The sequence below is a fragment of the Microcoleus sp. LEGE 07076 genome (assembly GCF_015207455.1).
Classification (GTDB): Bacteria; Cyanobacteriota; Cyanobacteriia; order Cyanobacteriales; family Microcoleaceae; genus Microcoleus.
The window spans coordinates 1-12,495 of record NZ_JADEWV010000015.1 but is presented as its reverse complement, the minus strand read 5'-3'; the positions used below and the strand labels follow the sequence as shown (position 1 = coordinate 12,495).

The 12,495-nt window shown below is 48.2% G+C and carries 12 protein-coding genes and 1 tRNA gene; 3 read left to right on the top strand and 10 right to left on the bottom strand.

Annotation, left to right across the window (positions count from 1 at the left end; genetic code table 11):
* Positions 1–69: 69 nt before the first annotated feature.
* The 7 genes from IQ270_RS04095 to IQ270_RS04065 form a co-directional block, all read right to left on the bottom strand.
* A complete protein-coding gene (locus IQ270_RS04095; protein ID WP_193971982.1) occupies positions 70–717 on the bottom strand; it encodes a type I restriction endonuclease in 648 nt (215 codons plus the stop codon).
* Positions 718–921: 204 nt separating this feature from the next.
* Complete coding sequence (fba, locus tag IQ270_RS04090; protein ID WP_193971981.1) at positions 922–2,001, bottom strand: class II fructose-bisphosphate aldolase; 1,080 nt, start codon at positions 1,999–2,001, stop codon at positions 922–924.
* 187 nt (positions 2,002–2,188) lie between these two features.
* Positions 2,189–2,260 (bottom strand) — tRNA-Lys (locus IQ270_RS04085).
* A gap of 64 nt (positions 2,261–2,324) precedes the next feature.
* A complete protein-coding gene (locus IQ270_RS04080) occupies positions 2,325–3,227 on the bottom strand; it encodes an aldose epimerase (RefSeq protein ID WP_193971980.1) in 903 nt (300 codons plus the stop codon).
* A gap of 104 nt (positions 3,228–3,331) precedes the next feature.
* Positions 3,332–5,398: a CapA family protein gene (locus IQ270_RS04075; protein ID WP_193971979.1), complete on the bottom strand. Its 2,067-nt coding sequence runs from the start codon at positions 5,396–5,398 to the stop codon at positions 3,332–3,334.
* 48 nt (positions 5,399–5,446) lie between these two features.
* Positions 5,447–5,767, bottom strand: coding sequence for a hypothetical protein (locus IQ270_RS04070; protein ID WP_193971978.1), 321 nt, complete (start codon positions 5,765–5,767; stop codon positions 5,447–5,449).
* Positions 5,768–5,987: 220 nt separating this feature from the next.
* A complete protein-coding gene (locus IQ270_RS04065) occupies positions 5,988–6,182 on the bottom strand; it encodes a hypothetical protein (protein ID WP_193971977.1) in 195 nt (64 codons plus the stop codon).
* A gap of 678 nt (positions 6,183–6,860) precedes the next feature.
* On the opposite strand from IQ270_RS04065, the gene IQ270_RS04060 reads away from it, so the two are divergent.
* Positions 6,861–7,172 (top strand): DUF6679 family protein, encoded by a 312-nt coding sequence (locus IQ270_RS04060; protein ID WP_106148100.1) that lies wholly within the window; start codon positions 6,861–6,863, stop codon positions 7,170–7,172.
* Between the two features lie 241 nt (positions 7,173–7,413).
* Here IQ270_RS04060 and IQ270_RS04055 read toward each other — a convergent pair whose 3' ends face one another.
* Positions 7,414–9,048 carry an MBL fold metallo-hydrolase gene (locus IQ270_RS04055; protein WP_193972019.1) on the bottom strand — a complete coding sequence of 545 codons (1,635 nt, stop codon included), beginning with the start codon at positions 9,046–9,048 and terminating at the stop codon, positions 7,414–7,416.
* Between the two features lie 748 nt (positions 9,049–9,796).
* Here IQ270_RS04055 and IQ270_RS04050 point away from each other — a divergent pair.
* A complete protein-coding gene (locus IQ270_RS04050; protein ID WP_339384279.1) occupies positions 9,797–10,186 on the top strand; it encodes a phycobilisome rod-core linker polypeptide in 390 nt (129 codons plus the stop codon).
* Positions 10,187–10,306: 120 nt separating this feature from the next.
* Here IQ270_RS04050 and IQ270_RS32210 read toward each other — a convergent pair whose 3' ends face one another.
* Both IQ270_RS32210 and IQ270_RS04045 read right to left on the bottom strand, forming a co-directional pair.
* Positions 10,307–10,462: a transposase gene (locus IQ270_RS32210; protein ID WP_368670082.1), complete on the bottom strand. Its 156-nt coding sequence runs from the start codon at positions 10,460–10,462 to the stop codon at positions 10,307–10,309.
* 16 nt (positions 10,463–10,478) lie between these two features.
* The gene (locus tag IQ270_RS04045) at positions 10,479–10,775 is read right to left on the bottom strand and encodes a hypothetical protein (protein ID WP_193971976.1); all 297 of its coding nucleotides are present in this window, start codon (positions 10,773–10,775) and stop codon (positions 10,479–10,481) included.
* A gap of 529 nt (positions 10,776–11,304) precedes the next feature.
* Between IQ270_RS04045 and IQ270_RS04040 the strand changes: the two genes are divergently transcribed.
* On the top strand, positions 11,305–12,495 hold a 1,191-nt coding region (locus tag IQ270_RS04040), incomplete at its 3' end, for a glycosyltransferase family 2 protein (RefSeq protein WP_193971975.1).

The following is a 12,495-nucleotide window of genomic DNA, read 5'->3' as shown; positions in this document are numbered from 1 at the left end:
CCGTCTTATCTTAAATACCCCTTTATTTCTTAGTCCGCGGAGGCGGACATCGTTTGTGTAGACGCGGTTTCAACCGCCGTCCGATCTAGTAATGCTTTGCCCTAAATGCTTCAAGACTTGAAAAGCCGAGCGCAATTCACTACGCACAGTATAGATCGAAAATGCCCGCGATAACCCGTATTCGGGCGTAGGTTGAGCCATAAGTTTCACAAACAACACATCATCACCATTCGTCAACACCCCAAACCTCGGTTGATCCAGATCGGGATTTGCCATCATGTATGCTAATGCTTGGGGTAATGCCGATCGCACCGAAATCGTAGTCTTCTTACACTCCAAAACCATTACCCAAAGCTGCTGAAGCAAAATCAAAATATCAATGCGTCCCCGCAGCGTTTCTTCCCCATCATCGATCGCAATTTCGACCGCAGCTTCAGCCTTCATTCTAAACGGTGGATCGTAGAAACCCGCCAGTTCTAACAAAGGTGATGCCACCAGCAAAGTCACTGACCCTTCTAACAATTCTCCATCTGCTCTATGATATAGCAATCTGCGTCGTAGCGTATCTAAAGCAGTCTGTTCAGCATCGCTGGGACTTGGCAATTGGGCTAGCCACTCAGTAAAAAAAGCCTCATCCTCTGTTCGGCTCAAATTCAACCTTGATTCAGCCTCAGCAAGGCTTTTAATTGCTTCTGTAACTGCAATAACCTTTGCCATTCCTTCACCTTTGATTCAAACGGTTTTTCACACGAAAATTAGTTTCATTGTAAGCAAAATTAGGAAAACTGCTATAGCGATCGCAGTTGTCAATCACAACTCTGATCGGTTTCTGTCCAAAAACAAAAACCGGGCAACTTCGCAGCTACCCGGCTATCCAAACTTTAGACTTCAGATAAATCTCAAATCTCAAACCTAAAATTCTTAAACAGCGACAGTCTTCTTAGTAGAAGAACTCAATTCTCCCTTAGCATACTTAGCTGCGAAATCGTCCAAAGAAACTTGCTTGATCTTTGTACCTTGACCGGCGCAACCAAAAGAGTTGTAACGATCGCTACAAACCTTCTGCATATACTTGATCGACGGCTTCAAGAAGTGGCGCGGATCGAATTCTTCGGGCTTAGCAAACAAAGCTTCGCGCACCGCAGCGGTAATCGCCAAACGGTTGTCAGTATCAATGTTGATCTTACGAACGCCACACTTGATACCTTTTTGGATTTCTTCCACAGGTACGCCGTAGGTTTCGCGGATTTTGCCGCCGTTGCTGTTGATGATTTCCAGCAATTCTTGGGGTACAGAAGAAGAACCGTGCATTACCAAGTGAGTATTTGGCAAGCGGCGGTGAATTTCTTCAATGCGGCTGATTGCCAAAATTTCGCCAGTCGGCTTGCGAGTGAACTTGTAAGCGCCGTGGGAAGTGCCGATCGCCACTGCGAGAGCATCAACCCCGGTTTGCTCAACGAAATTAACAGCTTCTTCGGGATCTGTGAGCAATTGATCGTGGGAAAGCGCACCTTCAAAGCCGTGGCCGTCTTCTGCTTCGCCCATTCCTGTTTCCAGAGAACCCAAGCAACCCAGTTCGCCTTCAACGCTAACGCCGATCGAATGAGCAACATTCACCACATCGCGAGTAACTTGAACGTTGTACTCGTAGCTGGCGGGAGTCTTAGCATCCGCTTCCAGAGAACCGTCCATCATCACGCTGGTGAAACCTTGGCGCATGGCAGAATAGCAAGTGCCGGGGGCATTGCCGTGGTCTTGGTGCATGGTAATGGGAATGTGAGGATAGGTTTCAACTGCAGCCAAAATCAAATGGCGCAGGAAATTTTCCCCAGCATAGGAGCGAGCGCCGCGAGAAGCTTGCAGGATCACGGGGCTGTTGGTTTCGTCAGCAGCGCGCATGATGGCTTGGATTTGCTCCATGTTGTTGACGTTGTAAGCCGGTAGGCCGTAACCATTTTCAGCCGCGTGGTCGAGCAGCAGTCGCATAGGTACAAGCGCCATAGATATTCCTCCTAGTTATTTGTGATTTCCGGGCAGTGGATTTTGGACAACTTCAATTCTTACGACAATATTAAGACAATTTGTAACCGATCGCGCATTATCTTTGCAAATTTCTAGTTAAAAGCTCAAAAACCAAAATTTTGAGTTCCGAGCATTCAACTCAAAACTCAAAATTCTAGATTTTTTATGGGTCGCCCGGGATTTGAACCCGAGACCAATCGGTTAAAAGCCGAATGCTCTACCGCTGAGCTAGCGACCCGCCAAAACATTGTTACCGCACACAATTTATAATAGTAGCACCCATCTATTCAAATAGCAAGTCTTTATTCAAAAAAAGTTGCAGTCATGCGAACCAGCATCTGGCAAGTTGCGCCGGGGGGCAAATAAATCAAGTGTTCGCCTGTGTTGAGGGCATTTCGAGGGGCCGTCCAAGGTTCCAGACAGTAAAAATCCTTGCCTTCGACCATCCAGAATACCAACTTCCCGTAGCTGGAACTGTAACTGAGGGTGAGCCGCAAGTTGCGCGTCGCGTCAGTAACAATCGCAGCAAGACCCGTGAGTTCATCAAACGAAACATCAATTTCATTCAGCGTCGGATCGAAAACCCCCGTAAAATAACCCTTGGAGTGGGTATTCTGATCCCTGTACTGCATCCCGGGAATCTCAAAGCGCAGATTTGTCTTGTCTGGAGCTAAAAAGTAAGGGTGCAAGCCGCTAGAAAAAGGCATGGGATCAGCACCAATATTGGTATATTCCTGCACAATTTCCAAAGAATTGCCTTTAATTTGATAAGTAAAAGCTACTTGGAAATCAAAGGGATAAACAGCCTGAGTCTTCTCATCGCTGTTAAGCACCAGGGTAATAGCCGCGCAACCATCCGTGACTTGTTCCGTCGCCGTCCAAGGCAAATCGCGAGCAAAGCCGTGCTGTTTGAGCTTGCGCTCAACTCCTTTGTACGTGTAGGTATTGTCGGGGAGATTGCCACACATCGGAAACAGGATGGGAATCCCGCCACGTACAGTCAGATCGGGATTGGCGAACCGTTCCGCGTCCAAGTAGAACATTTCTTTGCCTTCAACCAGCCAGCTAATGGCAATACCGCCCCGTTCCGGCACAACTTCTAGAGCAGAGTTAGCGGTTTCGTCGGAGAGGATATAGGTTTTGTACTGCTTTTGCTTCAGCGCGATCGCAAACACATTTGTCATCGGTAGTAGGTCGTCGATCATTGGTTGTTAGTAAATCGGTCGTTAATCATTGGTGGCTGGTATGTTGCTGTTCACCCATTACCGCCCCTTTCCTCCCTCTGCATCAAAAGCTCCGACCCCACCAGCTAACCAATGCTAGCTAGAGGAGGCAGGACGATCTGTGGCCCGGAGGGGTCGCCGACTGTGTGTGGAACGATCCTGTTTGTCGGCTGCTGTTTGAGTCCAACTTTGAAAGATAGATCCCCACTCGGGGAAACATAGCTTTGGGGACTTTCTCCTTGGCCTCGAGGTGGGGGCGAAATAAACGGTTCTTTAATGAATGGCTCTTGAGTAAACGGATCTGCTTCCCGGCTCGGTTTTTGAGGTTGAGTCCGGTATAGACGAGGTGGCAAATCTCGACTAGGAGGCGGACTCGACTCCATTGCAGGTACTGTCCCATTCTGAAAAAATGACGATTTGTCCGGCTGTTTGGGCGCAGCAGGCAAAGCTGGCAAAATCGGAGTAGGTTTGGGTTGTGCTGGGTCTGGCAGATTGCTTTCACCGGTCGGGACTGGGGAATTAAGCTTAGGTCGGTAGATATCGCTTTTGGCTGGGTACAAGGTCGAGTTTGGAGTTTTTGGTGTGATTCCTGGGTTGATTGGGGCATCTAGAACTACAGAAGATCGCATTGGTCGATCGAAAATACTAGAAATTTGCTCCACGCGTTTGAGAATCCGATCGCCCGCCGCCCCATTCACCACCTTCGGCTGAAACTTTTTCACCTCCACAGGCAGAAATTCTACCTTCATATTCCTGTCTTTGAGCGATACTTTCAGGACTGCGGTATCGTAATCGCTGCGAGCATTCGCGCCGAATATAAAATTACCTAGCGAGTAAACTATCGGGCGGCCCTTGTAAACTTCTGCACCTTGGAGGACATGGGGGTGGTGTCCCACTACCAAATCTGCTCCTTGGTCGATCGTGAACCTAGCCAAATCAATCTGCCAGTCTCCCGGATAATCTGCCAATTCAACTCCCCAGTGGTAATTAACAATAATCCAGTCTACCTGGCCCCTGAGAGCTCGAATATCCTCTGCCACGCGATTGTTGCGGCGGGGGTTAGTACCCGCTTTCCCTTGGTCGGCGGCGTTAAGGTCAGCATCGTAATAACCGAGATAAGCGATCCGCTGACCCTTAACCTCAATAATATCTGGGCGCCTAGCTTCTTTAATATTTCTACCGGCTCCCAGATACCCAATTCCAGCATTGTTTAGAGTATTTATAGTCTCCACCAGCCCCGGTTCCTCATAATCCATAGCGTGGCTATTTGCCAGATTGACAATATCCACTCCTCCTTCGGTTAATACTTTCACCGATTCTGGATCTGCTTTAAAATTTAATTGTTTTTTGCTCTTAGTCAAGGTAGAGCTAGTCAGGGGGTTTTCTAGATTAACCATCGAAACATCTGCTTGCCGGTACTCGTCCATATTGGCGAAAGCCCAATGATAATCGTTACCTGCAGATGCTGCGATCGCATCCGATAGATTCACATTTCCTCCGAACATCAGCGTTACGGTGGGGTCGTAGGGATTAGCAACCTGCTTTTGTTTGACTACGGGTACTACTTCTAAAGCAGCTTGCACCGCATCTGGACGTTTAGGAGGCGGCCCCGACATTACCGCAGCGTGCTGGTAAGGCGAGACTGGGGATACTAACCGGATAGCCAGAGCCTCGTGGTAGCTCACCCAACACCCTAAAATAAATGAAGCAAGTGCCGAACCCACCAAAAGCAGAGAACGATACGTTTTAAATTTAACCCAATCTATGACCAATAGGGAACGGTAACGCCGCTGCCGCCGATTTGCCGGAGTCACAATTCGCACCGACTGTTTCCAGAGAATCTCTGGTTCTCCAGCCAACCGCGCGTGAATTCGCACCCCTTCTACTGCTGGCGAGTTAAGTCTCCAGAGTTGGTGACAAATAAATTTGACTAAGCCTTCCCGGAGAGTGCTCCCCAGTAAAGTAGTATCTGGCGTAAATTCGCGCTGGAATTCTACTAAGATTTGCACGCAGCCGGCCTGAGCTTGTTCGACGCGGGCATAAATCCCTTCGGGTCTGAGCAAACTGTCAATCCAGTAATTCAGGGCTTGAAAGTTGCCCTTTCGCGCTAGATCCAAGATTGACGGCTGCGACCAATTTTCTGCATATACCATAAATTACCCTCCTTAACAGATCGAGCGATGACTCCAATTTGTTGTCAACTACCCGCCACCGCAGGCCGAGTATGGCTGCACGGTGGGGGCTTGCGTCTGAACTCGACTGCAACGAACGCCTGAAAACCGCAAAAGGGTTTCAGCTTTTGCTCGCGAATCGCTGTTCGACACATTAGGGAGTGCGGACAATATCCCCGTACTCGTCAAGTTTTGTCGGAAAAGCAGCGTTCTGAGTGCGATATTTCTGCTTCCGGCGAGGGCGGCATCAAGTTCATACCCAAAGTATTCACAGCGGAAAATTAGCTTTTTCTGCGGTTGATTAGCTTTAGAGGTATGCCCAGACTTCGGGGAACGAAAGCGAGGTGTCATTAGCTAGATAGCCTAGTTCTTTAATGAACTGAGACTGGCTATCTCTAGCGCGAGTTAGTAGTAGGTTGTCTGCTGGTGTCAACTGTTCGACGGATAGCTCAAACAGCGACAAAAGAGAGCGACAACAAACATAGACTCTGCGCTGTGAAAATCTCGATTTCTGCTGACTCAACTAGAACAGGATGATTCCCCCACCATATCGTACTCGGTTAGTGGCGGTTCAGCCCAGCGATCGAGATGACGACACCAGCGCCAAACCCACTGACTCTTCGTCACTCACTACTTGAGAGCGGTTTGGCGGTACTTGAGGAAAGCGCACCAATACTCTACGATCGCACAGAGCATTTTCACATAGTCTATAGCTCGATCGAGCTATTGAAGACAATACTCCAGACAGTTGCGAATTGACCACCATATAATAAAGAGTTGGGCGTTTCAGGGCAATCCCGCAACCAAGGCAAAATCAACAGTTTCAGAGTGAGACCTCAAAACAGTCGGGACTGTTGGCAGAATTTGTGACCCAAGTAATTAGGGTCAAATTAAATCTGAACATGACTTCTGAGCAAAAAGTGTCTGTCGCGAGATTTTCTTTAACCATCGTTCCCTCAAGTCCTGATTCTGTGATGTATTCGGGCAAATGCCTCTAGCGAGAGATGCCGGCGGCTGCAAAATCTGCGATCGGATAAATGGCGTACTGGATAGATTTAGTGGTAGAATCAAATTCAATCACACCAATCGGTGTTGAAGTTTCAGAAAACGTGAAACTGGCCAGTCAATATGGCTGTGCTTTCCGATTTAAAACTCAAAGTACATTACAGAAAAATTGGGATAGGAATCCAGTCCTTGTCGGACGGCTTTCATGATAAGTTATGTATTGTTGATTCGCCAGATGTAAAAATCCGGTCTCAACTCTATAAAATCCCAAAATTCTCAAATAGGTTGGGGCATCAACTATCGGGCTAGGCAATATCAGACAAGCCGTGCTTGCTGAAAGCTATTTGAATCGAGAATCCCCACGCCTTGAGGTTGGGGAGTATGTCAAGGTAAACAGCCCATATTTTAAGCAAGTTACACTGCGCAGGAGAACTGACAAATGCTACAGCGCAAAATCTATCAACTCTGTTGTGATGGTCGTGAGGTTTCTATTTTTCTTCGAGATCAGCAACGTTGGATAGAGCGCGCTCGTATCCTAGATATTGAAGGGGATCTAGTCACGCTGCGCTACGAAACCGACGAAGAAGACGAAATTAGCTCCTGGGAAGAAATGGTGCGTCTAGAAAGTATTGGAGCTGTGTCCCAGAAGTTGGCTTCGGTGTCGAGAACTAACTGCGAACCCCTAGTTTCTGACGATTGTCCCGAAGCCGAACAAATTCGCAATCATTACCCGGACTCGAATTTAGATTAGTTTCGATCTCGCCCTTGAGGCACAAATAAGATTTGGGGGAAAAGAAAATGACTTTTCTCCCTTTTTTCTCGAAGAATTAGGCAAAAAACCCGATTTAATGAGAGTAAGAAGCGTTTGTGTTCGAGTACGATCGTATTGCTAGCTATCTGTAAGTAATTAGGCGTGAATATTTATCGTTGGGATCGGCTTAAGGCACTGGGCAGAAGGCAGGAGGGATTCGGAAAAGCGCGTGATTTATATTTCAATCGCCTTCTGTGTCCGGATCTAGGAAAAGTTCGGACTCCGGTATCGATTCAAACACCGGACAGTAACCGTCGGGAGTAACTTTGAAGCCAAACAAAGCACTCGACTGGTGCCAACAGCGCTGGCCGCGGTAGTGCTGGCAATTGCCGCAGCATTCGAGGTTGGTGGCAACGGCGCTGGCTTGAAAAAGCAGTTCCCGCTGGGAAATGCCGCGCAGTACCAGTTCTTCGCCTTGCCAGCGGGCTTCTACTAAACCGGTATCGGCAAAGTTGGCCCACCGAGGATCGGCTGTTATCGGACTCGGCAAGCTAATTGCTACCTCTGTGCCTAATTCGCTGAGTTCTCCCTCATAGTTAGTTTCCGGGATCGCGGGCTGCAAAAACATTTCCCCGATCGGCAGTTCAACGATCGTACCCGTCGCTGGAGTGTGCAACTGATAGCGGTTGCGGAGCTCGTCTAAGTTAGCTAAGTCAGCCAAATAGGCGGGGGAACCGTGTACTAAAATTACGTGCTGGGGACGCAAGTTGTGGATGAGCTGGGTAGTCCCCGGGCCGTCGCAGTGTTCGGCTAGCAAATAAGTTTCGACGCTTCTGACTCCTGATTCGGGCAAGTTGGGGAGCCAGTCTTTGAGGGGATATCCGGGTTTTTGAGGTGCGAGCAAAATCCAAGGATTTGTCCGATGGGCAACATACAAATTCAAATCAGCAATGCGGTCAGCAATCACAATACAGGGAGCCGATCCCAATCCGGGAGACTGTTCGGCAGCCCTGCGGCGGACGCGGGGTTTCACTCTTTCGTCCCAAAACAAGGGTTGGTGCAGAGCAAAATTTTGGACGGCGGCGGGAAATTGGGGCAGCAGTTCGAGATAAGCGTCGCAGCCGTCAGCGACAGTGCCGTCTACCCAAATATCCAAGTCGCGGCCGGTGAAATAGTGGTGGCTGCGGAGCAGCATCAGCAGTTCTTGACCCAAACCGAGGGCCGGCGAGGGCAGCAGTACCGAGTACCCGTCGGCGATCGCCCGGTGGAGGCGATCGGCTAATTGATTTTCCAGTTGTCGGCGGTGAGGGTGGCGCGCCGTGCCGTAACTGCCTTCGACAATTAATACGTCCGGCTTCATGCCCCTGAGTTCTCCGAGTGGCAAACCTTCTACCAAACGAGAATTGGACAGGAAAAAGTCGCCAGTGTAAACCAGGGTGTAGGTGCGGTGGGGGGCTGCATAAGTCAGCAGCACCGAGGCCGCTCCGGGCAAATGGCCTGACGGGAATAACTGAACGCTTAGTCCGGGGCGCAGTTCGATCGACGACTGCCAGGGCAGTGCTTGACAGAACTTGGACTCCGGCTGCTGAGATTGTTCCGGCCAGTTGAGGGCTAGCAGTCGCGCTGTCACTTCGCTGGCGTAAATTGGCAAGCGGGGGAAAGACTGGTGAAGTGCTAGCAAACCTCTGGCGTGGTCGGAGTGGGCGTGGGTGCACACCACAAAATCGGCTGGGAGCGATCGATCTAGTGTCGCTGACAGGGGCGAGACATCCTCTACACCGCAGTCAAGTAAAATGCGGTGCGGCCCCATGCGGACTAGCAAACACACTCCTTCCTCTCCGTGGCCTGCGCCGTAAGGTAAACAATCGAGATCCATCACTGCGGTTAGCTCCCTGCGATCGCGCGCAACTTGCAGTATTGCCAGATTCAAACATCAATAGCGACTGCATTCATTAGACATCTGGTGCAAAAGCCAGTCAGCCAGAAGGCTTGTTGGCGATTGAAGCGAGAATTACTGAATTTGTCTCTTCGATCGAGTTCAGTCATCAACGCATCAACCGGGGAAAGACGGACGAAAAGACTGTGTTTCCGCCACAGATCCAGAAAAAAACGGTGGTGCGCGGGCTAAGAGAATTTAATGTTTGCTCGAAGGTTCCGGCTCCCGTGCAAGGAAACTAATGGCACTTAAGATTTGATGCAGCGCCCTGAAAGCAATTTCCCGAAGGCAGCGACCTTTAGGCCTTCGCCTTTCGACAAAGTTAATGCTACTGGTTCCAGCATCAAAAGTTACATTTTATTGCACTTTGATTGGAGCAGCGAACTCGATCTTGTATTTTGGGTTTTAAACCTTTTTTCACAATTTGCGCCTGCTAAAAGCTAGTCTTTTTTATGAGAAGATTTTAGTTCAGTAGCCCAAAGATGTTGACAAAACTTTACAAATCTTCATCTATCGGGTTTTGAGGGCGGTGTGTAGTCCAATAAGAAAAACTTAGAGAACCAGACTTGTGCTAGCTAACTGCTGCTGTCAGGGCAGATAGGGAGTTTATGAGTTCGATCGGTTTTTTTGTAAAAGCTTTGATACATTTTTCTAAGCAAACCTTGTGGCTATCCAGGAGAGAGTTTAAATGACTTTTGGATCTGCATCTCAATTGGGCGTCGCCCTATTTGAAGACACAGACCCTATTCAGTTGTGGCCCGGACGCTCGGAGGAGGAAGCCGCCACCGTAATTCAAGCAGTGTACCGACAAGTTTTGGGCAATGCTTACGTAATGGAGAGCGAACGGCTTTCGGTTCCCGAATCGCAGCTCAAACGTGGCGAAATCAGCGTCCGCGAGTTCGTGCGCCAAGTGGCGAAATCGGAGCTTTACCGATCGCGCTTTTTTGACGTTTGTCCGCGCTACCGCTATACGGAGCTGACTTTCAAGCACCTGTTAGGTAGAGCGCCTGACGGCTATCAAGAAACGAAGCATCACAGTAATATCCTCAATGCAAGCGGCTTTGAGGCTGATAACTAGTTAAGCAAAATTAATTACATAATTTTCTCCAAATTGTTTAAGTATTTTTTCCACACATGAAACAAGAGCTGGCCAGCTAGAATAGGCATTTATTTCGATCCATTCATATTTAATAAACGGTCACAGAATCTCAATTAAATTAAATTCTGGTGAATAAGTCGGTATTTCAAAGATATATAGACCGCGTTTTTTCCATTCTTCAAGTCGGTCGTAGATGAAATCGGTAGTATGAATAAAAGCTCGATTGACTACAATAAATGTATGTCGTTTGACCACAAAAAAACTATTAGTTTCAGGCAGAAACTACATTAAAATTGATGGTGTCAGTTGATATATAGGCGTTAAAATTGTTTTTTATGTTCATGATTATCAAGAGGTTTAAACGATGACTGCGCCAACTCTTGAGCGATAAATATTCACCGATATTTTGCCAAACATAAGGAGCAGAAGGAATTAGAAAAAATCCTGTTTCATCTAAATAGTATAAATCTATCTCGCCTAGATCTTCGAGTCGTTGTAGTTCTGATAGTTGTGCTTGTTTTTCCTTGTATTCTATTGGGTCTGGCTCTCCCCCAACACCTCGACGCATCCGGTGCCAACTCATGGAAAATGATTTAAGTATTCTGTTAATTGTTTCCGTGCTTATAGTAGTAATATCCCATTCTTGTTGGATGGCGTTGCTGATTTACGGTATGAAAGACTAAATATGCCAATCATAGAAACCAGTACCCACAAAGCTTCTGGATTTTAAACTGATTTTTTTCATACCCTGATTAAGCAACGCCTTGATTGGGTATTAATCGCGATATCTGGTAAGGCGATTAATACCAATAATACCTGCAACTGACACCAGCCGATCCGGGCGATAGTTTTCGGCTGTCAAATTTATGTCTGAAAAAAACTTGACATTAGGAGGTAATCGAAAGTAAAAATAAATAACAGCAATAACAAAAATGAGGGTTTATGTTTGATTTGCGATCTGCGATCGGCAAGTACGGCCTTGATAAGCTGCGATCGCCATACAACAAATTTGGCTAAAATACATCAGGTAAAATACTGAGAATCTCTGAGTTTTTTGAAAGATAAAATCTAAAATCTAAAATAGAAGATGCTTAACAATGGCAACAGCTATTATCGACCTGGATCTCTACACACTCCCGCCAGAAATTGCGGTTGAGGAGCGTTACAGCAAAGCCTTGATTTTAATTAGAATGCAGGGAAAACCGAGCGGTCAAGCTCTTTTGCCGGTAGTCGGAGGTCGCATTGTCAGTGAGGAATTGCGGGAAACACTGAGGAATGCTGCTGGTGACAACTTGTGGAAAAATTGGCTCTACGATGCCCTGGAATGGGATGAGCGGGGGCCCGTGCAGGCAATGCCGATCGCCACAGTAGCAGTTTGCACGCGCGATCGCCCGGAAGATTTGCGGCGCACTCTTGACGCGCTGATGCTGATGCCAGATGACGGTCAGGAATACTTAGTAATTGACAATTGTCCCGCCACGGAGGTTACTGAAGAATTAATCAAAAATTACCCAACAGTCCGCTACGTGCGCGAAGATGTACCGGGTTCCAGTGCCGCCCGCAACTGCGCTTTACGCGAAGCTAAACACGAATTCGTAGCGTTTACAGATGATGATGCGGCTCCCGATCCGAATTGGCTGCGATCTCTGTTGTGGAATTTTAGCGATCCGCGAGTTATGTGCGTGACGGGGCTAATCATGCCCTTGGAACTGGAAACCGAAGCGCAAGAATGGTTCGAGCGCTACAGCCCCCACGGACGGGGCTTCTATCGCCGAGTTTTTGACGGGGCGCAGTGCAACCCGCTGATAGTCTCTCCGGTGGGGGTTTCGGCGAGTATGGCTTTGCGGAAAAGTTCGATCGACTGCATTGGCCTGTTTGACGAAGCTTTGGGGGCGGGAACTCCGACTGTGGGCGGCGAAGACTGCGAACTGTTTGCGCGCATTTTGCGTGCCGGCTACTGCATCGTCTACGAGCCGAGAGCTTTGAGTTGGCACCGCCACCGCCGCACCTGGAAAGAATTGCAAAAAACGCTCCAAGGCTACGGAATCGGAGTTTATGCTTTCTGGACGCGGATATTTGTGGTCAACAGAGAATTTAGCGTACCTCTGTTAGCTTGGGAATGGCTGCGTTGCAAGCAAATTCCAGAATTAATTGCTTCTTTGCGGCAGCAACCGGATTCTATCCCTAGTGATTTGTTGTTGGCCGGGTTGCGGGGCTGCATTAGCGGCCCGATGGCTTATTTTGCGTCAAGGAAGCGGTTGCAAGAAATTAAGGAAAAACTCATCAGT

Excerpts from the sequence above, each read along its gene's own strand:
- IQ270_RS04095 (WP_193971982.1), bottom strand. The coding sequence starts at position 717 with ATGGCAAAGGTTATTGCAGTTACAGAAGCAATTAAAAGCCTTGCTGAG.
- fba (WP_193971981.1), bottom strand. The coding sequence starts at position 2,001 with ATGGCGCTTGTACCTATGCGACTGCTGCTCGACCACGCGGCTGAAAAT.
- IQ270_RS04080 (WP_193971980.1), bottom strand. The coding sequence starts at position 3,227 with ATGATCGACGACCTACTACCGATGACAAATGTGTTTGCGATCGCGCTG.
- IQ270_RS04075 (WP_193971979.1), bottom strand. The coding sequence starts at position 5,398 with ATGGTATATGCAGAAAATTGGTCGCAGCCGTCAATCTTGGATCTAGCG.
- IQ270_RS04070 (WP_193971978.1), bottom strand. The coding sequence starts at position 5,767 with ATGACACCTCGCTTTCGTTCCCCGAAGTCTGGGCATACCTCTAAAGCT.
- IQ270_RS04065 (WP_193971977.1), bottom strand. The coding sequence starts at position 6,182 with ATGGTGGTCAATTCGCAACTGTCTGGAGTATTGTCTTCAATAGCTCGA.
- IQ270_RS04060 (WP_106148100.1), top strand. The coding sequence starts at position 6,861 with ATGCTACAGCGCAAAATCTATCAACTCTGTTGTGATGGTCGTGAGGTT.
- IQ270_RS04055 (WP_193972019.1), bottom strand. The coding sequence starts at position 9,048 with ATGGATCTCGATTGTTTACCTTACGGCGCAGGCCACGGAGAGGAAGGA.
- IQ270_RS04050 (WP_339384279.1), top strand. The coding sequence starts at position 9,797 with ATGACTTTTGGATCTGCATCTCAATTGGGCGTCGCCCTATTTGAAGAC.
- IQ270_RS04045 (WP_193971976.1), bottom strand. The coding sequence starts at position 10,775 with ATGCGTCGAGGTGTTGGGGGAGAGCCAGACCCAATAGAATACAAGGAA.